General features: G+C 68.5%; 14 protein-coding genes. 8 read left to right on the plus strand and 6 right to left on the minus strand.

All coding sequences use genetic code 11. The features are described from left to right. Positions 1 to 63 precede the first annotated feature (63 nt). Together ACG04R_RS18650 and ACG04R_RS18655 are read left to right on the plus strand one after the other, a co-directional pair. The gene (locus ACG04R_RS18650; RefSeq protein WP_394414148.1) at positions 64 to 1299 is read left to right on the plus strand and encodes an ABC transporter substrate-binding protein; all 1236 of its coding nucleotides are present in this window, start codon (positions 64 to 66) and stop codon (positions 1297 to 1299) included. Beyond that, positions 1296 to 2357: an ABC transporter ATP-binding protein gene (locus ACG04R_RS18655; protein ID WP_394414151.1), complete on the plus strand. Its 1062-nt coding sequence runs from the start codon at positions 1296 to 1298 to the stop codon at positions 2355 to 2357. Before ACG04R_RS18650 ends, ACG04R_RS18655 begins: the two co-directional genes overlap by 4 nt. Positions 2358 to 2366: 9 nt before the next feature. Here ACG04R_RS18655 and ACG04R_RS18660 read toward each other — a convergent pair whose 3' ends face one another. Continuing rightward, positions 2367 to 3155 (minus strand): EAL domain-containing protein, encoded by a 789-nt coding sequence (locus ACG04R_RS18660; RefSeq protein ID WP_394414284.1) that lies wholly within the window; start codon positions 3153 to 3155, stop codon positions 2367 to 2369. Between the two features lie 318 nt (positions 3156 to 3473). On the opposite strand from ACG04R_RS18660, the gene ACG04R_RS18665 reads away from it, so the two are divergent. From ACG04R_RS18665 to ACG04R_RS18675, 3 genes are all read left to right on the plus strand, one after another. Beyond that, positions 3474 to 4553 (plus strand): porin, encoded by a 1080-nt coding sequence (locus ACG04R_RS18665; protein ID WP_394414154.1) that lies wholly within the window; start codon positions 3474 to 3476, stop codon positions 4551 to 4553. 286 nt (positions 4554 to 4839) lie between these two features. Continuing rightward, complete coding sequence (locus tag ACG04R_RS18670; RefSeq protein ID WP_394414157.1) at positions 4840 to 5550, plus strand: energy transducer TonB; 711 nt, start codon at positions 4840 to 4842, stop codon at positions 5548 to 5550. Between the two features lie 325 nt (positions 5551 to 5875). Then, the gene (locus ACG04R_RS18675; protein ID WP_394414160.1) at positions 5876 to 7864 is read left to right on the plus strand and encodes an acid phosphatase; all 1989 of its coding nucleotides are present in this window, start codon (positions 5876 to 5878) and stop codon (positions 7862 to 7864) included. Between the two features lie 234 nt (positions 7865 to 8098). On the opposite strand, the gene ACG04R_RS18680 is transcribed toward ACG04R_RS18675, so the two are convergent. Genes ACG04R_RS18680 through ACG04R_RS18700 form a run of 5 tightly spaced genes read right to left on the minus strand, consistent with a single transcriptional unit; the run spans position 8099 to position 13393 of the window. Further along, positions 8099 to 9010 carry a glycoside hydrolase family 16 protein gene (locus ACG04R_RS18680; protein ID WP_394414163.1) on the minus strand — a complete coding sequence of 304 codons (912 nt, stop codon included), beginning with the start codon at positions 9008 to 9010 and terminating at the stop codon, positions 8099 to 8101. A gap of 32 nt (positions 9011 to 9042) precedes the next feature. Continuing rightward, positions 9043 to 10380, minus strand: coding sequence for a GH1 family beta-glucosidase (locus ACG04R_RS18685; protein ID WP_394414166.1), 1338 nt, complete (start codon positions 10378 to 10380; stop codon positions 9043 to 9045). An 18-nt stretch (positions 10381 to 10398) separates the two neighbouring features. Beyond that, positions 10399 to 11217, minus strand: a complete 819-nt coding sequence (locus ACG04R_RS18690; RefSeq protein WP_394414169.1) for a carbohydrate ABC transporter permease — start codon at positions 11215 to 11217, stop codon at positions 10399 to 10401. Beyond that, a complete protein-coding gene (locus ACG04R_RS18695; RefSeq protein ID WP_394414172.1) occupies positions 11214 to 12110 on the minus strand; it encodes a carbohydrate ABC transporter permease in 897 nt (298 codons plus the stop codon). Before ACG04R_RS18695 ends, ACG04R_RS18690 begins: the two co-directional genes overlap by 4 nt. After that, positions 12110 to 13393: an ABC transporter substrate-binding protein gene (locus tag ACG04R_RS18700; protein ID WP_394414175.1), complete on the minus strand. Its 1284-nt coding sequence runs from the start codon at positions 13391 to 13393 to the stop codon at positions 12110 to 12112. The genes ACG04R_RS18695 and ACG04R_RS18700 overlap by 1 nt, the downstream gene beginning before the upstream one ends. Before the next feature lie 345 nt (positions 13394 to 13738). On the opposite strand from ACG04R_RS18700, the gene ACG04R_RS18705 reads away from it, so the two are divergent. The 3 genes from ACG04R_RS18705 to ACG04R_RS18715 all read left to right on the plus strand — a co-directional run bounded on the left by ACG04R_RS18705 (position 13739) and on the right by ACG04R_RS18715 (position 20222). After that, complete coding sequence (locus ACG04R_RS18705) at positions 13739 to 15484, plus strand: glycosyl hydrolase family 18 protein (RefSeq protein WP_394414179.1); 1746 nt, start codon at positions 13739 to 13741, stop codon at positions 15482 to 15484. 244 nt (positions 15485 to 15728) lie between these two features. Then, positions 15729 to 16778, plus strand: a complete 1050-nt coding sequence (locus ACG04R_RS18710) for a LacI family DNA-binding transcriptional regulator (RefSeq protein WP_394414182.1) — start codon at positions 15729 to 15731, stop codon at positions 16776 to 16778. Between the two features lie 378 nt (positions 16779 to 17156). Further along, positions 17157 to 20222 carry a TonB-dependent receptor gene (locus tag ACG04R_RS18715; RefSeq protein ID WP_394414185.1) on the plus strand — a complete coding sequence of 1022 codons (3066 nt, stop codon included), beginning with the start codon at positions 17157 to 17159 and terminating at the stop codon, positions 20220 to 20222. Positions 20223 to 20288: the final 66 nt, after the last annotated feature.

Genomic DNA, 20288 nt, shown 5'->3' on the forward strand with positions numbered 1-20288 from the left:
GCGGCGCCGGCCCTCATGGTTAATACGATATTAAGTTTATTAATTATCGGTAATGATGCCGGAATGCTCCGCACCTGCGCCCTCGTCCTGGCCCTGCTGCCGGCCTTCGCGAAGGCCGCGCCGCAGGTGGACGTCGTGCACTGGTGGACGTCGCCCGGCGAAGCCGCCGCGATGCACGCGCTGGCCGACGCCTACCGCGCTGCGGGCGGCCAGTGGCGCGACCTGGCGGTCGTCGCCTCGGAGCAGGCGCGCGCCGTCGTGCTGGCGCGCATCCAGGCCGGCAACCCGCCGATGGCCGCGCAGTTCAACGCGTCGCAGACCTTCCGCCAGCTCGCCCGCCAGGGCCAGCTCAATGCGCTGGACGACGTCGCCGCGCAGGGCCACTGGGCCGACACGCTGCCCGCCGTGCTGCTGGACGCCGTGCGCGTGGACGGCCACCTCTACGCCGTGCCGCTGAGCGTCCACATGCCGGCGTGGCTGTGGAGCTCCCGGGCCGCGCTGGCCAGGGCCGGCGTGAAGACCGAGCCGCGCAGCATGGACGAGCTGTTCGCCGCGCTCGACAAGCTGCAGGCCGCCGGCCTGATCCCGCTGGCCCACGGCGGCCAGCCCTGGCAGGACCTCAACCTCTTCACCGCCGTGCTGGCCAACCAGGGCGGGCGCGAGCTGTACCTCGCCGTGCTGCGCGAGCGCGACCCGGCAGCGCTGCAGGGCGACGCGCTGCGCCAGGTGCTCGTCACCTACAAGAAGCTGCGCCGCTACGTGGACGCCGCCTCGCCCGGCCGCAGCTGGAACGACACCACCGCGCTGCTCGTCAGCGGCCGCGCGGGCTTCACGTTCATGGGCGACTGGGCCAAGGGCGAGTTCGCCCAGGCCGGCCAGCTGCCGGGCCGCGACTACGGCTGCACGCCCGGCCTGAGCCCGCACTCGCCCTACATCGTCGACGGCGACGTACTCGTGTTCCCGAAGGACAAGGACAGCACCGCCCTGCCCGCGCAACGCCTGCTGGCCCGCGTGGCAACGGCACCGGCCACACAACTGGCCTTCAGCGCACGCAAGGGTTCGGTGCCGGTGCGCACCGATCTCGACACCCGCACGCTCGACAGCTGCGCCCAGCTTGGCGCCGCCGCGCTGCGCGAGCCGGGCCGGCTCGTCGGCAACACCGAGATGCTGCTGGCACCCGAGCAGCTGACGGCGCTCGAACGTGCCGTCAGCGACTACTGGAACCGGGACATTCCCGTGCAGAAGGTCCAGCAGACCCTCACGCAAATCCTGCAAGACAACCATCGGAGACCCCCTTGACCCGCGTTCACATCCAGGACCTCAGCATCCGCTTCGGCACCCACGAGGTCATCAAGGGCCTCGACCTCGACGTCAACAGCGGCGAGTTCCTCGTGCTGCTGGGCCCATCCGGCTGCGGCAAGTCCACGCTGCTGCACACCATCGCGGGGCTGAACCCCGTCAGCGGCGGCAGCATCCACATCGGCGAGCAGGACGCGACGCACGCCGAGCCCAGCCAGCGCGGCGTGGGCATGGTGTTCCAGAGCTATGCGCTGTACCCGACCATGACGGTGAAGGAGAACCTCGCCTTCCCGCTCAAGATGGCCAAGACGCCCAAGGCCGAGCTGGAGAAGCGCGTGGCCGCCGCGGCCGACATGCTGCAGCTGGGCCCCTTGCTGGAGCGCCGGCCGGCTCAGCTCTCCGGCGGCCAGCGCCAGCGTGTCGCCATCGGCCGCGCCGTCGTACGCGAAGCCAAGGTGCTGCTGCTGGACGAGCCACTGTCCAACCTCGACGCCAAGCTGCGCACCGACCTGCGCCGCGAGCTCAAGCTGCTGCACGCGCGACTGGGCAACACGATGATCTACGTGACGCACGACCAGGTCGAGGCGATGACGCTGGCCACGCGCATCGTCGTCATGCACCAGGGCGTCATCCAGCAGATCGGTACGCCGGCCGAGGTCTACGACAGGCCGAAGAACCTGCGCGTGGCCGGCTTCGTCGGTTCACCCGCCATCAACCGCATCGAAGGCCAGGTCGGCGAAGGCGGGCTGTTCGTGTCACCCGCGTTGACGCTGCCGCTGCCCGCCGCGCTCGCGTCGCGCAAGCAGGGCGAGGTGCTGACGCTGGCCGTGCGGCCCGAGAACGTGAAGCTGGGCGCGGGCCAGCCGTTCGCCGCCGAGATCCAGCTCGTCGAGCCGCTGGGCAACCAGCACGTGGTCTGGATGAACTGCGCCGGCTCGACGGTCTCGGCCGTGCTGCCGGGCCAGCCCGAGGTGGAGGACGGCGCCCAGGTCCGCTTCGGCTTCGATGCAACGAAGACGCTGTGGTTCGACGCGGCCGGCGAGCGGATCGAGGGCTGAGCCTGCCCCTCAGCCGCCGGCCCAGTCGATGGCGCCGACCGCGCCCATGACGGGCCGCGCGAACAGATAGCCCTGCATCAGCGTGATGCCCAGGTCCCGCAGCGCGTCCCGCTCGGCCACCGTCTCGACGCCCTCGGCGATGACCGTGATGCCCAGGTCGGCGCCCAGGCGGACCAGGTGATCGACGATGCGCCGGCGCGCCCGGTCGGCGTCGAGCCCGCGGATCAGATCCATGTCGAGCTTGACGATGTCGGGCTGGAAATCGGCCAGCAGCTTCAGGCCCGCGTAGCCGGCCCCGAAGTCGTCGATGGCAGTCAGGAAGCCCACGCGCTTGTACTCGCGCAGGATGGCCGCGAACCAGGGGCCATCCTCGACACGTTCACCCTCGGTGACCTCGAAGATGATGCGCTCCAGCGCCACCCCGTGCGTGCGCGCAGCCTCCAGCGTCGTGCGGATGCAGATCTCGGGCCGGTAGATGGCATTGGGCAGGAAGTTGATCGACAGCCGCTCGGTCAGCCCGAGCTCGGCGGCCCGCTTGATGGCCTTGACCCGGCAGGACTGGTCGAAGCGGTAGCGGTTGTCCTCGTTGACCTGGGCCAGCACCTGGCCAGCCGGCTCGCCGCCCGGGCCGCGCACCAGGGCCTCGCGGGCGAACACCTCGCGGCGGGCCACGTCCACGATGGGCTGGTAGGCAAAGTCGAACTGGAAGCCCAGGCGGTCGCCGCGCGCGCAGGCGTCGCAGTCCTCGGGCGTGCCGTCGAAGGGCGCGAAGTGGGAGGCGGGCTGGAAGGACGGCATGGTCATCGGCAGGGACATGAGCGGCCGGCCGGCCATCGCGGCCCGACACGGCACGGCACGGCACGGCACGGCACGGCACGGCACGGCACGGCACGGCACGGCACGGCACGGCACGGGCAAAACAGTCTACGCAGGAATCGCACCACGGCCGGAGACAGCCGGGCATTGACACCAAATTCGGAACAGTCTGTTCCAGAGATGCGCTCTTTTGATCTCCGGGCTATCCCTGATGTGGCGCCCTGTGCGCGGCCGTCCGAGGACACCCGCACGCCGGGGGCAACCCATCGGTGGCCCGGCAGTCAAACGAAAGACGAGTCCATGAAGTACAAGACCTTTGCTCTCTCCGCGCTGGCCCTGGCGGCCAGCTCCGTTGCCTTCGCCCAGTCCTCGGGCCCGCAGCTGACGCTCTACGGCATCCTGGACGCCAACGTGCAGGTGCTCGATGGCGCCGCCAAGCAGACCCGCGTGCAGTCGGGTGGCCTGTCGGGCTCGCGCATCGGCCTGCGCGCCAACGAGGATCTCGGTGGCGGCCTCAAGGCTTTCTTCACGCTGGAGTCCGGCGTCAACGTGGACGACGGCAGCTACGGCCAGAACGCGTTCTGGGGCCGCCAGGCCTTCGTGGGCCTGGGCACGCCCTACGGCAGCGTCTCGCTGGGCCGCCAGTACAGCAGCCTCTACACGCTGACCAACGAATTCAGCCAGTTCTCCAACGTCGGCACGGGTGCCAGCACGGCCGTGATCGGCGGCTTCGGTGGCTATGAGCCGGTGCGCGGCGCCAGCAATTCCGCCACCGGCAACGGCGGCCCGGCGCGCGTCAACAACTCGGTGAAGATCGAATCCGCCAACTACGGCGGCTTCACGGCCGGCGCGCTGTGGGGCATGGGCGAGGTGGCCGGCAACACCAACGGCAACCGCATCGCCGACGTCTACGGCCGCTACACCGGCTACGGCGTGGATGCGATGGTGTCCGTCGTCGACGACAAGGCCGACGCCCTCGGCCAGAACCTGCGCACGGTCTCGGCCGCCGCGGCCTACGACTGGGGCAACTACCGCTTCAATGCCGGTGCGATGCAGGTCGACGACCGCAGCGCGGCCAACCTGGACGGCAAGGGCTACTGGCTGGGCGCCAGCTACCGCCTGGGCCAGCACCTGTTCAAGGGCCAGTACGTCGAGAGCAAGAACGCCGGCGCGCTGGCCGACGGCAAGACCCAGGCCTTCGGCGTGGGCTACCAGTACGACCTGTCCAAGCGCACGGCGCTGTACAGCTCGGTGACCCGCTTCAAGAACGACGGCATCGGCTACGTCAGCCGCGCCGCAGGCACCATTCCCGTGGGCCTGACCGATGCAGACCACCGCAACCTGACCGAAGTCGTCGCCGGCATCCGGCACAGCTTCTGACCTGCGCGCCGCCGTGCCGAGGTGCTGATCGGCCACGGCACGGCAGCGGCGCCAAGCAACGCTCCTCCTAGGTGCGCGGTCCTCCCCTCCCCCGCGCCCTTTTTGGCCCACCCCGACGGGGTGGGCTTTTTTGTAGGCAGCGACGGCCCTGCAGGCCAGGCGGGCCGAGGCCCATGCGACGGGAGTCGCCAGGCGGCGCAGCATCGCCGCGCCGGCAACTGTCACGGAGTTCTGCTGGAATGGCTCTTGCATGTCGCCTGCGCCTCCCGCACCCATCGTTTCCTTCATGTCCGAACCCGCCCGACTGCCGCGTCTGCTGGCCGCCCTGAGCTTGGTGTTTCCGTTGCTAGGCGGCGCGCAGGCGCCGGCGATGACCGACCTCGAACGCGCCCAGCGCGACGCGGAGAAGGTCCTCAGCTTCATCAAGTTCCAGACGGTCAAGACCCGGCCGGCGGCCGAGCCGGCCGAAAGGCCGCGCAAGCCTCCGGTGCCCAGTCCGCAACGACCAGCGAACACGGCTCGCTCCGCGGAGGCGGCGAGCGTGGCACCGGCGGCCGAGCCGGCGCCGCCGGACCCCGCCCCTATGGCGCACGTCGCGAGCCCGCAGCCCGCCATGGACCCGACGCCGACGCCTGCGACCGAACAGCCGGCGGCCACCTTCGGCGCGCCACCCGCCAACCCGGCCCCGGCCGTGGCAACACCTGTCCCCGAAACCGAGCCCGAGGCCGACGACCGCGACGAGGTCGCGCTGCAGCTGCGCAACTTCGTCGCGCCCGTGTTGTCACGCTCGGCGCAGGCCACGCTCGTGGGGGGCTCCCGCAAGGTCACGGTGCGCTTCACGGTGGAGGCCGATGGCAGCGTGAGCAAGGCCGAAGCCGCCGCCGACGTACCGCTGCGCCTGGCCCGCCCCGCCACCGACGCCATCCTGCAGTGGCATTTCGCCCCGCTGCCGCAGCCACGCACGGTGGACGTCGAGATCGCCTTCCGGCGCGAATAAGCCCCCGGTCGGCGGCCTGGCGAAGCCAAGGCCGAAGCGCTGACCTGGCAAGCGGGCGGGAGCGCCATGGACTGGGCCGAGTCGAAGCGGGAGCGTCCCGTTGGCGCGGATGTCGCCGGCCAGGCCGCGGTGAACCTGGACCGCAACGAACGCTCGGTCGTCGACGTGCGCGTCTTGCGCCGCAAGGTGACCGCACAGGGCCCTTCTTCGGGTTCGAGCTCGGCGAGCCGGCCCCGACCTGGCGGCGACCGACAACGCTGACATGCCGGCGTCATCGACGACTTGAAGAATGCCGGGCTTTTTGCAGTAACCGGACTGTTCCTTCATGCGCTCTCTGTCTCTCGCCCATCCCCTGCCCCGCGTCCACGCGCTCACGCTGGCCGTCTCGGCGGCCCTGGCCCTCGCCGGCTGCGACGGGAATGGCGTCGATCCCTACATCGCACCGGCCGCCGAGCCCGCAGGCCTTGGCACCGCTGACACCGCCGCCCTGCCGTCGACGACGGCCTACGTGGACACCGGTGCGACGAACAGCCGCAGCAACCCCTGCAACGTGACGCTGGACACCAATGCCGGCGTGCGCGTGCTGCAGGGCTTCCTGGACGTGTGGACGCCCAGCTCGCTGGCGGTGGACGCCGGCGTGACGCTGGCCGCCGCCAACGGCTGCCCGGCCGTCACGGCCTCCACCTGGACCGGCATCCCCGGCGACGCGACGGACGGCAAGGTCAAGAACGCCACCGTGCACGCCGCCAACATCGACTACGTGAAGACGGCGACGCAGGCTCGCACCGCCGCGCAGGCGCTGGCCGCGTACCTGGACGACCGCCGCAACAAGGGCTACAGCGTCAGCGACGGCATGGGCCCGCTGACCAGCCTGTGGCGCGCCGGCGCGCAGCAGACCTCCACCATTGCCTCGGTCGACGCCACGCAGCCGGTGACCCCGGTCGTCAACGACGGCGGCAACAACGTCGGCGTGGGCTCGGCGACCAATGCCGACCTGGGCCTGGCCGTGGACTTCATCAACAACATCGCCGACGGCTCGACCGAGCCGCCCAAGCGCTTCTACAAGTACGCCCGCCCCTGGCGCTGGAGCAGCGACGTGAAGGTCGTGCCGGCGCTGGAGTCGGCCAAGAGCGGCACGCCCGCCACCGACGGCGGCTTCCCCAGCGGCCACACCGCCGAGGCCTGGCGCGACACGCTGGCCATGGCCTACCTGGTGCCGCAGCGCTACCAGGAGCTGGTCAGCCGCGCGATGGAAATGGGCGAGAACCGCATCCTCGCCGGCATGCACTCGCCGCTGGACGTGATGGGTGGCCGCGTGCACGCCACGGCCGTCGTCGCCTACAGCCTGAGCAGCGCCGCGTACTACACGAGCACCGTCAAGAGCGCGGCCTTCGCGCAGGCCCAAAGCTACCTCAAGACCAAGGCCGGCGCGAGCGACTTCAACGCGCTGAACACCTACGCGCACACGGTCAAGACCAGCGACACGACCAGCGCCGACTACGACCGCTTCGCCGACCGCACCGCCAACAAGGCCGCCTACCTGAAGCGCCTGACCTATGGCATGCCGCAGATCAACGCCGTCGGCGTGGCGGCCACGGTGCCCAAGGGCGCCGAGGTGCTGCTGGAGACACGCCTGCCCTACCTGAGCGCCGACCAACGCCGCGTCGTGCTGAAGACCACCGCACTGGACTCCGGCTACCCGCTGGGCAACGACGGCGAGGGCTGGGGCCGCCTGAACCTGTTTGCCGCCGCGGACGGCTACGGCGCGTTCAACGGCGACGTGGCCGTGACGATGGACTCCACGCTGGGCGGCTTCTCGGCGCTGGACAGCTGGCGCAACGACATCGCCGGCAAGGGCAAGCTCACCAAGCTCGGCACCGGCACGCTGCGCCTGTCCGGCAACAACACCTTCACCGGCGGCACCGTGATCACGGCCGGGACGCTGGGCGCGGACTCGACGGCGGCCCTGGGCAGCGGCGATGTGTACGTGAAGGGCGGCACGCTGGAAAGCGCGGCCCCGGGCGTGCTCGCCATCGGCGGCGCCTACACGCAGGCCAGCGGCGCGCTGAAGCTGGTCATGAGCAGCGCGACGAACGGTGGCCTCAAGGTCAACGGCAACTTCGTCGTCGTGGACGGCACGCTGAGCATCGGCTTCGCCGGCACCTACAAGCCTGCCGTCGGCGACACGCTGACGGTGATGACCACCGGTGCCCAGCGCGGCGGCCGCTTCACGGCGGTGTCGGTGGCCGGCTTCAGCAAGGTCACGACGACCTACACGGCCGGCGGCATCAGCGTGCGCATCGACGGCGTCTGAAGACGCCCTCGGTTCTGCATTTCCGCGGACCGGCGCCGGGCCGCCCCAAGCCGGCCCGCAGGCGATGTGCAAGCGGCTCAATGCCGCTTGCATCGCCGTCCCCTCGGGGGCTGAGGCCGGACACGGCAAGTCCTGAGGACTTGTCGTGCCTGCCGAAGCACTGCGGCCTCTGGCCGCAGTGCGGTCCGGACCAGACTCGCCCGCGTTCAGCGGCGCGAGACTGGGCGAGGGGCGTCAGTTCTCTTTGTAGATCCGCACCCAGTCGACCAGCATCTGCGCCGGCAGCGGCGTCGTCGCGTCCGGCGAGCCGGGCCAGTCGCCGCCGATGGCCAGGTTGAGGATGACGAAGAAGGGCTTCTCGAACACCCAGGTGCCGCTGGCGGGAATGTCGGCTGGCGTCAGGCGGTGGTACTGCACGCCGTCGACGTACCAGATGATCTCGTTGGGCCGCTTGACGATGGTGTAGGTGTGAAAGTCGTCGGCCACCGGCTTGCCGAAGTCATACGGCTTGCCGATGCCCTGCGCGCCCGAGTAGCCGGTGCCGTGCGCGGTGCCGTAGGTGGTGTTGGGCGTCTGGCCGACGTATTCCATGACGTCGATTTCGCCCGACGCCGGCCACTGGCCCGTCTGGCCCAAGCTCCAGAACGCCGGCCAGATGCCTTTGCCGGCCGGCAGCTTCATGCGGGCCTCGACCTTGCCGTAGGTGAAGTTGACCTTGCCGCTCGTCTGGATGCGGGCCGACGTGTAGGGGCACTGCGAACCATTCCAGCAGGGGCCGGGGTTGGTGGCCTTCTCGGCGGTGATGACCAGCATGCCGTTGCCGTCCAGCTGCGCGTTGCGCGGGTTGGACGTGTAGTACTCCAGCTCGTGGTTGCCCCAGCCGCTGTTCTCGGCGTTGCCGAGGTCGTAGTTCCAGTTCTTCGCGTCGGGCACGGTGCCGGCGGCACCGTTGAACTCGTCGCTCCAGACCAGCGTCCAGGTGTTGGACGGCGCAGGCGCCGAGGCGGCCGGAGCCGGCGCGGGGGTCTGGGCGGTGGGCGTCGCGGCCGTGGCCGAGCCACCGCCGCCGCCACAGGCAGTCAGCACGAAGGCCGCGACGGGCAGGAGGTGGCGCCAGGGGCGGGGCGGCAGGGTCATGGTGTTCATCGCTCGGGTCTCCAGGTGTTGAATTTTTCTGTTCAGGCGCGCCAGGCTTCGAGGAAGTTCCGGTACCACTCGGCGCTGGCCTTGGGCGTGCGCGACTGCGTGCCGTAGTCGACGTGCACGATACCGAAGCGCTTCAGGTAGCCGCTGGCCCATTCGAAGTTGTCCATCAGGCTCCAGACCATGTAGCCCGCCATCGGCACGCCCTGCTGCAGCGCGCTGGCAACGGCGGCGATGTGCGTGCGCAGGTAGTCGGTGCGGTCGTCGTCCTGCACGCGGCCCAACACGACGGCGTCGTCCTTGAACGCCCCGCCGTTCTCGGTCACATAGACGGGCGGCAACTGGGCGTAGTCCTGCTTCAGCAGCACGAGCAGGTCGGTCAGACCTTGCGGGTAGATCTCCCAGTCCATGTCCGACACGGGCAGTCCGCGGCCCTTGGCGTTCCATTCCTCGCCGCTGGCCGACACGACGCTGCGGGTGTAGTAGTTGACGCCCAGGTAGTCCATCGGCTGCGCGATGTGGGCCATGTCGCCGGGCTGCACGACCGGCGCGTCCGCACCCAGCTCGGCCAGCACGTCTTCCGGATAGGCGCCTTTGAACAGCGGGTCGGCATACCAGCGGCGACCGCGCGAGTCGGCCAGCTTGGCGGCGGCGATGTCGGCGGGCATGGCCGTTGCCGGCACGCAGGACGCGAGGTTCAGCACGATGCCCAGTTGGCTCTTGGCGCCATCGGCCCGCAGCGCCTGCAGCGCCAGGCCGTGCGACAGCAGCAGGTGGTGCGAGACCTGCGCGGCGATCCTGCGGCTCTTGATGCCGGGCGCGAAGATGCCCTGGTCGTGGCCCAGCGTCGCGACGACCCAGGGCTCGTTGTGCGTCGTGATGCCGTCGAGGCGATCGCCGAGGCGGGCCTGCACGTGGCGGGCGTAGTCGACGAAGCGGTGCACCGTGTCGCGGTCGTTCCAGCCGCCACGGTCCTGCAGGCCTTGCGGCAGGTCCCAGTGGTTCAGCGTCGCCCAAGCCTGGATGCCGCGGGCCTTCAGGCCGTCGACGAGGCGCTCGTAGAAGTCCAGGCCCTTGGGGTTGAACTCGCCGTAGCCCAGCGGCTGCACACGCGGCCAGGCGATGGAGAAGCGGTAGGCGTTGACGCCCAGCGAGGCGATGAGGTCGAGGTCTTCTTCCAGGCGGTGGAAGTGGTCGCAGGCCACGTCGCCGTTGCTCGCGTCGGCAATGGCGCCGGGCTGCTGGCAGAAGCGGTCCCAGATGGACTCGCCCTTGCCGTCTTCATGCGCGGCGCCTTCGATCTGGAAGCTGCTGGTGGCCACGCCCCAGACGAAGTTGGACGGGAACTGGCGGTGCAGGGGAAGGGATGACATGAGCAGGTTCTTCTTGCTTTACTTGACGGCGCCAGCGGTCAGGCCCGCGATCAGCTGGCGCGACGAGATGACGAACAGGACGATCAGCGGCAGCGTGGCGATGGCAGAGCCCGCCATCAGCGCGCCCCACTCGGTGCTGGTGGTGCTGAACAGGCTGCGCAGCGCGAGGGGCAGCGTGTAGTTGTCGGCGCTGCGCAGCACGATCAGCGGGTTCATGAAGTTGTTCCACGAACTGATGAAGGTGATGAGGCCCAGCGTGCCGAGCGCGGGCTTCATCAGCGGCAGCGCGATGCGCCAGTAGATGCCCAGCTCGCTCGCGCCGTCGATGCGCGCGGCGCTCAGCAGCTCCTTCGGCACGGTGCTGGCCGCGAACTGGCGCATCAGGAAGATGCCGAACGCGCTTGCCGCGCCCGGCAGGTAGAGCGCGCGGTGCGTGTCGATCCAGCCCAGTGCGTCCATGACCATGAAGCTGGGGATCATGTTCATGAAGCTGGGCACCATCATGGTCGCCATGACGAGCGCGAAAAGCGCCTTCTTGAAACGGAACTCCAGCATCGCGAACGCATAGCCGGCCATGGAGCAGAACAGCAGCGTGAGCCCCGTGGACATCAGGCCCACGTACAGGCTCCAGCCGACGTTCTTCCAGAACGGCAGACGGGTGGTGAGCACCTTGAGGTTGTTCAGCAGCTCGCCGCTGAACCACAGCGGCGGCGGCACGTTGAAGATGTCGGTGCGCGACTGCGTCGCGAACACGAACATGAAATAGAACGGCGCCAGCATGAACAGCGCGCCGATGCCAACGATGGCGTAGGCCAGCAGCTTGGGTGTCTTCTTCATGCCTGCACCTGCCGGTCCGCAAACGCCTTGTTCGTCAGCCAGGTCAGCAGCGCGATGAGGCCGAACATGATCCACGCCAGCGCGCTGGCGCCGCCGAAGTCGCTGAAGTCGAAGGCCAGGCGGTAGAGGTACATGGCCACCGTCATGCCCTGCTGGTCGGCGCCGCCCTTGCCGTTGGTCAGGATGAAGGGCTCCTCGAACAGTTGCAGCCCGCCGATGATGGACAGCGTGACGCCGAACAGGATCATGGGCTTGAGCCCCGGCAGCGTGATGCGCAGGAACTGCTGCCAGGGGCCGGCGCCATCGAGCTTGGCGGCCTGGTAGAGGTCGTGCGGGATCGTCTGCAGCGCGGCGAGGTAGAGCACGAGGTTGAAGCCCACGTAGCGCCAGAACACGATGATGGCCACGGCCGGCTTGATGGCGTCGGGCGAGCGCATCCAGTTGATGTTCTCAGTGCCGAACAGCGCGTGCAACGCCTGGTTCACGAGGCCGTAGTCGGTGGAGAACAGCGAGCCGAACAGCATCGCGATAGCGACCGTGGACGTGATGTAGGGCAGGAAGTAGGCGCCCGAGAACACGCCGCGCCAGCGCCCGAAGGCCTGGTGCAGGAACACCGCCAGCGGCAGCGCGACGAGGTGCTGCGGCACGCCGGACGCGACGGCCAGCCACAGCGTGTTCTTCAGCGCCTTCCAGAACCAGCCGTCGGTCAGCGCGAACACGAAGTTGTCCAGGCCGACGAACTTCATCGCCTCGATGCCGCTGGTCGGCTCCCAGGACTGGAAGGCCAGCCAGGCGGAGAACAGCAGCGGGAACAGGCCGAAGACGGCAAACAGGATCAGGAAGGGGCTGACCAGGATGTACGGCGCCCATCCGGAAGGGACATGGAATCTCATCAGCGGTTCGCTCGGTGGACCAGCAAGGCCTGCGCATCTTCCAGCGCCTGCGGGATGGGCTTGCCGTACTCGAGCACGTTGTCGAGCTCGGCGTTGACGACCTCGTCGGCGAATTTCTGTTGCTTGTGCATCTTGACGACGGGGATGCGGTGCGCCGCGTCGCGCCACAGCACGCGCGCATGCTGGCCGCCCAGGAAGGGAACGGGCTGGTCGAAAAACGGATCGTCCTGCGCGGCCAGCAGCGCGGGGAAGGCGTCCTGCGAGCGGAAGGCGTCGAGCTGGCGCTGGCGGTCCAGCGTCAGCTCCTGGATCAGCTGCCAGGCGAGCTGCTTCTTCTCGGGTGCCGAGCGGCGCGGGATGGCGTAGTAGGTGCCGCCGTAGGAGCAGTACGTGTTCTCGGGCAGTTGCGCCACGCGCCACTTGCCGGCCGTGCCGGGCGCGACCCAGTTGGCCATCTGGCCCGCCATCCAGCCGCCGGAGATCTCGGTGGCGAGGCGGCCCCGCTTGAGCATCTCGGCCCAGTCGTTGAACCAGACCTCCACGCGTGCGTCCAGGCCTAGCTGGCGCACCTTCCTGGCCAGCTCGAAGGCGCGCACGAAACGTGGCGACGTGATCTGCGCGCGGCCCTGGTTGTCGAAGAAATAGCCCTCGCCGGGCGGCGTGCCCGCGCGCACGACGATGTCCTTGAGCAGCCGCACGTCGCCGATCAGGTAGGCGCCGGTCTTCGCCTTCAACTGTGCACCGGCCTCGACGTAGCCCTCCCACGAACGCGTCAGGTCCGACTCCTTGAGCCCGGCCTGGGCCAGCAGGTCGACGCGGTAGAACAGCGAGCCGGGGCCGATATCGCTGGGCATGGCGACGATGGCACCGTCACGGTTGCGCGCCGTGTCGATGGCGAACGGCACGAAGCGCTCCTTGAAGCGCTCGGCGCCAAAGGCTGGCGCCGACAGATCCTCCAGCCCCGTGCCGAGCGAAAAGCGGCCCAGGTAGCTGGTTTCCAGCGCGATGACGTCGGGCAGGTGGCCGGACGTCGATAGCGCTGTCGTCATCGCCGTGTGATGGTCGTCGTACTGGCGGCTGATGACCTCGGCACGCACCTCCGGATGGCGCTGGCTCCAGCCCTTCAGCAAATCCTTGACGATGACATCGACGAGGGGGAAGGCGGCAACGGTCAGCGGCGTCGGCTCGGACGAAGCCAGCACCGGGCGGGCGGCCAGTTCCACCGCCCCGCCGACGGCGGCGGCGAGCAGGTGGCGGCGAGGGAGGAAGTTAGGGGCAGGCATGATCTTGAAAGCGCTTTCAAGATTGTGCCTCGGCCGATTGCCTGCCCCAGCAGCACAAACCCTAGGCCCGCTTCTGACGAAGGCTGGCGCAAGGCCTTGCCCCTGGCTTCCGGGACAGCGGCAACGTCTTGTCACCCGATCGCGGGTTTCCACCGGTGACGTGGAACGTGGCGGTTAGCAAAGTGGTATTCAAGAGGTGGCAGAAGTCGCAAACTGGATAAATACCAGTTGAAGCCAACTCCAAGAGCCTGCACGGAGCGGCAGGCCCAGCCGCCGGCGGCACCCCGAGGGGTGTTCGCCTTTCAACGAGCCTTTCCAGAGCTTTCAAAGCACAGGACGTCTCCCATGAAGCAACCCACCCTCGGCATCCCGGTGCATCAGCTGCGCCGCCTCGCCGCCATCTCTGCCGCCGCCTTCGCCCTCAGTGCCGGCGCACAGACCTACCCGACCTGGGCGCCCGACGTGTACTACACGGCCGGCACCGTCGTGACCTACAGCGGCCGTCTCTACCGCGCGACTGTCAACCAGACGGACTACGCCTCGACCGGCTGGAACCCGACCAACGCGTCGCTGTGGACCGACATCGGCGCCGCCTCCGGCCCGGCACCGTCGCCGGCCCCGACACCGGCGCCGACGCCCGCCCCCACGCCGGCACCGACACCTGCGCCCTCGCCCGCCCCCGCACCGAGCGGCAACTGCGCCGCAGCCTGGGTCAGCACCAAGGCCTACAACGGCGGTGACATCGCCAGCAAGGGCACGACCAACTACAAGGCCAACTGGTGGACCCAGGGCAACGACCCCGCCACCAGCAGCGGCCCGACCGGCAGCGGCCAGCCCTGGACGTCGCAGGGCGTTTGCACGACGTCGCCTTCACCCAGCCCGAGCCCCTCGCCGTCTCCGTCCCCGTCCCCATCTCCGTCGCCCAGCCCCAGCCCGTCGCCCTCGCCCGCACCGGCGCCGGCGCCGGGCCTCACCGATCCGGCCGCCAAGTCGGCCAACCAGGCCGGCCGCGCCTACACGGTCTACTACCCGACGTGGAGCGACAACTGGTTCGATGCCACCGGCAAGGACCTGAACGGCGTCTTCCAGGCCAGCAACTTCGCGCGCATCCCGGCCAACTACACGCATGTGGTCGCCGCGTTCGCGCAGCCCAACTTCACGTGGGGCGGCATGGCGGCCAACAACTGGTCGGGCACCGGCATCAACTTCAACGGCCGGCCGTCGGACATCAAGGCCGCCATCGATGTGCTTCACGCCCGCAACATCAAGGTCATCCTGGCCGTGGGTGGCGCCACCTACAACAGCTGGAGCACGCTGTCGGCCGAAGGCCAGGCGGGCAGCGGCGCGACGATCACGGCGCTGTCCAACCTGCTGAAGGACGTCGGCTTCGACGGGCTGGACGTGGACTACGAGGTCGACGGCATCACCACCGATGCCTACGCCGGCGCGGTGAAGGCCATGCGCAAGGCCGTGGACCTGGCCGGCGGTGGACGCATCCTGACGGTGGCCGCCTGGTCGTCCGGATCGGACTGCACCGGCGCCACCGCCAACGACCCGCAGTGCGCCGGCGTGGGGGTCAGCTACTGGGGCGGCAAGGCGGGCGGCGAACGCCTGCTCATCAGCAGCTACCCGGCGCTGAAGACCGCGTTCGACATCGTCAACATCATGAGCTACGACGCACGCTACGAGCACTACGACGGCGTGACCGCGTGGAAGCAGTATCGCCAGCTGTTCCCGAGCAGCACCATCGTGTCCATCGGTTTCGAGACCGCGCCCGAGGGCTGGGCCGGCGGGCAACTGGTCGTCAACAACGCCGACGCGCAGTGCACCGGCTCGGTCATCCTGCAGAACAGCTACGGCGCCACCATCAACCAGCCCTACTCGGTGGAGCGCTACCTGAACGCGGTGACGACCAGCACGCTGGCCAACCGCAACCCGCGCGACGGCGCCATGCTGTGGCAGGCGCTGAAGACGGCGTCCGGCAGCTGCGGCAGTGCGGCGCTGGCCTCGCCCGGCAGCATCGGCAAGAAGGCCGCCGGCCTGCTCAACCTCGTCGACGACCCGGCGCTGCAGAACGCGCCCTGGAAGTAAGCAACCTCACGTCTCCCGCGCCGGCCTCCTCCCGGCGAATTGACAGCCCGGCCCCCTAGGCCCGCATCCGTCAGGGTGTTGCCTAGGTCGCGCCGGGCTTTTTTTGTTGATCATTGAAAGCGCTTTCACGTGCAGCGTCAAAATTGACGAGATGCCCGCAACGCTGCGGGCCACCCAGCGGCAACCCCACCACGGATCGCGTGACACCGCACCTACACTTCGCCCCATCGCCCCGCCCCAGCCGATGAACGACAAGCCCACCTCCGCCAAGAAAGCGCCTTCAAGCCGCCCGGACGGTGTCGTCACGCTGGAGCAGGTGGCGGAGCTGGCTGGCGTGTCGCCCAGCACGGTGTCGCGCATCCTCAACGGCACGGCCGCCGTCAGCCAGGTCAAGAAGGACGCGGTGCACGCGGCCATCCAGGAGCTGGGCTTCCGGCCCAACCCGGTCGCCCGCGGCCTCGCCGGCGGCAAGACGCTGTCCATCGGCGTCGTCACGCAGATCATCTCCAGCCCGTTCTACGGCGAAGCCCTGCTGGGCATCGAGCGCGAGCTCGAACGCGCCGGCTACGTGCCGCTGTTCGTGTCCGGCAACTGGCACGAGGACGACGAGCGCAAGGCCATCGAGACGCTGCTGTCGCGCCGCGTCGACGGCGTCATCGTGCTGGCCGGCCGCATCGCCGACGCCGAGCTGGCCAAGGTGTCGGACAACCTGCCCGTCGTCGTCGTCGGACGCCAGCTCAGCGGGCCACAGCTGTTCAGCTTCAGCTTCGACAACCGCGAGGGTGCGCGGCTGGCCACGCAACACCTCGTGGAGCAGGGCCACCGCCGCATCGCCTTCATCGCCGGCGACCTGCTGCACGACGACGCGGTCGAGCGCCAGAACGGCTACTTCGACGCGCTGGCCGCGGCCGGCATCGCGCAAGACCCCAACCTCATCGTGCAGAGCGACTACACCGAGGCCGGCGGCATGCTGTCCGTCAGCCGGCTGCTGGAACGCGACACGCACTTCACGGCGCTGTTCGCGTCCAACGACCAGATGGCCATCGGCGCCTGCCTGGGCCTGCACCGGCGCAACCTGCGCGTGCCCGACGACGTCTCCCTCGTCGGCTTCGACGACCTCATCATGGCGCGCTACTCCATGCCGCCGCTGACCACGGTGCGCCAGTCCGTCTACGAGATCGGCACCGAAGCCGCCAAGGCCATGCTGGACATGCTGCGCGGCAGCCAGCCCAAGGCCACGCTGCCGGGGCCGGAGCTGGTCGTGCGCGAGAGCACGCGGCGGATGCAGCGCTGAGCCACCGGCCGGCGCGCGCCGGCCCACCCGCCCATGCGCCGACTGTTGTTCGGCACGGGTAAACCATGTAGCCGACCCTCCGGGACCTGCCGCATCATTATTTGAAAGCGCTTTCAAGCACTTTTGCCCCGGGGTTAGTTTTCAACCCGGAGCTATCCGCGCCCGCCATGCCGCCGGCCTGCCAACCCAGTCTGGACGGGCATTCCAAGGCCATGGCTGCGGCGTGCCGACATCTTTTGGTCGCTTCCGCCCGACGTTGCCGTCGGGCCGCAGACCAAGGGTGTTGCCTAGGTTGAAAGCGCTTCCAATGGCGTATTCTTGAAAGCGCTTTCAGTTTTTCGTATCACAGCATCAGAAGATCAACCTGGAGACAACTGAATGAGACAGCTTCGTCCTGCCCTTCGCCTCACGAGCCTGGCAGCCGCCAGCGGCCTGCTGTTCGCCAGCGCCGCGGCGCAAGCCCAGGCCGCTGCGCCCGCGCCCGGTGCTGCTGCCAGCGCCCCACAGACGCTTGAGACCGTGGTTGTCACGGGTATCCGCCAGAGCCTGGAGTCGTCGGTCAACCTGAAGCGCCACGCCTCGGGCCTGGTGGATGGCATCGTGGCCGAAGACATCGGCAAGTTCCCGGACACCAACCTCGCCGAGGCCATGTCGCGCATCAGCGGCGTGTCCATCGACCGCGCCAACGGCGAAGGCACCAAGGTCACCGTGCGCGGCATGGGCCCGGACTACAACCTCGTGCTGCTCAACGGCCGCCAGATGCCCGGCTCCAACATCGACGGCAGCGCGCCCAGCTCGCGCTCCTTCGACTTCTCCAACCTCGCCTCCGAAGGCGTGTCGGCGCTGGAGGTCTACAAGACCAGCCGCGCCTCCAGCCCCACGGGCGGCATGGGCGCCACGATCAACATCCGCACGCCGCGCCCCTTCGACCGCAAGGACACCGTCGCCAGCTTCGGCGTGAAGATGGTCAAGGACGAGTCCGCCCAGCGCCTGCCGGAGCCCGAGAAGGGCAAGAACGCCACGCCCGAGGTCTCCGGCATCTACAGCACGCAGTTCGCCGACGGCAAGTTCGGCATCGCACTGATCGGCAGCTATCAGGAGCGTGACTCGGGCTACAACTCGGCCGCAGCGAACAACGGCTGGAAGTCCTTCGCCGGCATCAAGGACAACAACTGGAGCGGCTCCAACGCCGTCTACGGCGGCCTGCCCGCCACGTCGACAGAGATCACGAACCGGCCGTCCGTCAACTCCATCTACAGCGTGCCGCAGTCGTTTGCCTACTCGTTCACGGGCATTCACCGCGAACGCACGAATGGCCAGCTCGTGCTGCAGGCCCGACCGACCCAGGACACGGTGGCGACGCTGGACTACACGATGTCGGAGCAGAAGTTCCGCCAGACACGCAACGACATCTCGGCCTGGTTCGGCTTCGGCAATCAGTTCGGCTCCTACGAAACGGGTGCCATCGCCTCGCCCATCGTCTACGGCGAGCACATGAGCGGCTCCGACGTGGCCATGGGCACGTCCCGCGTCAAGACCAAGAACCAGAACAAGTCGCTGGGCTTCAACCTGCAATGGAAGCCCACCAACGCACTGACCTTCGAACTCGACGGGCACCACTCCAGCGCCACTTCAGGCGCGGACGACCCGTTGGGCACCAGCGTCACCATCGGCACCGCGTCGATGAACCGCGGCGACACCTCAGTCGACTTCAGCCAGAAGTTCCCGGTGCTCTCCATCAAGGGCACGCAGCTCGACCCGTCGCTGATGGAGCTGCAGGGCTCGGCGTTCAGCAACAGCTACCAGCGCGACCAGATCGACCAGTGGCAAGGCAAGGGTCACTGGAAGATCGACGACGACAGCGGCCTGGACTTCGGTCTGAGCCTGACGAAGGTGAACAACCGCTCTGCCTACACCGTCGTGCAGCGCAACGTCTGGGGCGGCGGCAGCTCGGGCGGCCCCGCCGCCATGCCCGACAGCATCTGGCACGCCGACACCATCAGCAGGTACTTCAGCCGCATCCCGGGCTCCGGCAACCCGGCGCTGTTCAACAAGTTCTTCTATTTCAACTTCGACGACGTCCGCAACGCCGCCATCAAGACGCTCGGCTCCAGCCTGCCCTACCTGGCCTCGTTCGACTTCGACAACTCGCAAGGCTATGGCGCCAAGCTGGCGGCCGACCCGAACAACATCACCTCCAGCGTCCAGGATTTCCGCACGACGGAAAAGTCGCAGGCGCTGTACCTGCAGTACAACCGCGGCTGGGAGATGGGAGGCATTCCATTCGACGCCGCGGTGGGTGGCCGCTACGAGCGCACCAACGTCGATTCGCCGAGCCGGGAGACGCCGCCGACCTCCGTCGTCTGGAACGGCGGCAACGAGTTCGGCCTGGTGTACAGCCCCAACTCGACGTCTGCGGACGCCAAGGGCAAGTACGCCTACTTCCTGCCGTCCATCGACTTGTCGGCCGACGTGACCACCAACACCAAGCTGCGCATCAGCTACGGCTCCACCATCGGTCGCCCGGGCTGGGCGTCCATCCAGGGTGGCCGGACGACGGACCTCGTCGGCCGCGTCGACGGCGACACCGGCAGCATGGGCAATCCGGGTCTGAAGCCGCTGAAGTCCAACAACTTCGACTTCTCCGCCGAGCACTACTACGCCAAGGGCAGCTACATCGCGGCGAGCTTCTTCCACAAGTCCATCACCAACTACATCTCGTCGACCGTCGTCAACGCGTCGCCGTACGACGTGCACACGCCCGCCATGGGCGCGTTGTTCAACGAAGCGGTGTCGACCGGCGGCTGCGGCGTGAGCGACCTCACCTGTATCAGCCAATACATCTTCACCAAGCATCCGACGGCCGCGGGCGTGAGCGTGACCGGTACCGATCCGAGCGGCAAGCCGATCGGCACCATTACCGGCCAGCCCTCTGACCCGACGCTGGTGTTCAAGATGACCACGCCGTCCAACAGCAGCGACAAGAAGAGCCTGAACGGCATCGAGTTGAACTTCCAGCACACCTTCAGCAACGGCTTCGGTGGCTCCATCAACTTCACCCGCGTACGTTCGGGGCTGACGTACAAGAACGGCACGCTCGGCGACCAGACCGGCACGGCACTGGTCGGCCTGGGCGACTCGGGCAACGTGGTGGCCTTCTACGAAGACTCCACCTACAGCGCCCGCGTGGCCTACAACTGGCGCGGCAAGTACCTGTCCGGCAACTACGGCGGTGCAGAAGGTGCGCAGCCGCTGTACACCGAGCCCTACGGCCAGGTGGACGTCGCACTGGGCTATGCCTACAACAACCACCTGTCCTTCCAGCTGGAAGCGATCAACCTGACCGACCAGTACACACGCACACAGATGCGTGACGCGCTGCAGATCGGCAGCGTGACGCAGCTGGGCCGTCGCGTGATGATCGGCGCCCGCTACAAGTTCTGAACTTGAAGCCTCGGGGGGCCGAGCTCTGCGCCTGGCCCCGTCTCCCCCGCGGAGATCCAGGAAAGT

This window comes from Pelomonas candidula, assembly GCF_043555985.1.
Lineage (GTDB): Bacteria > Pseudomonadota > Gammaproteobacteria > Burkholderiales > Burkholderiaceae_C > Pelomonas > Pelomonas candidula.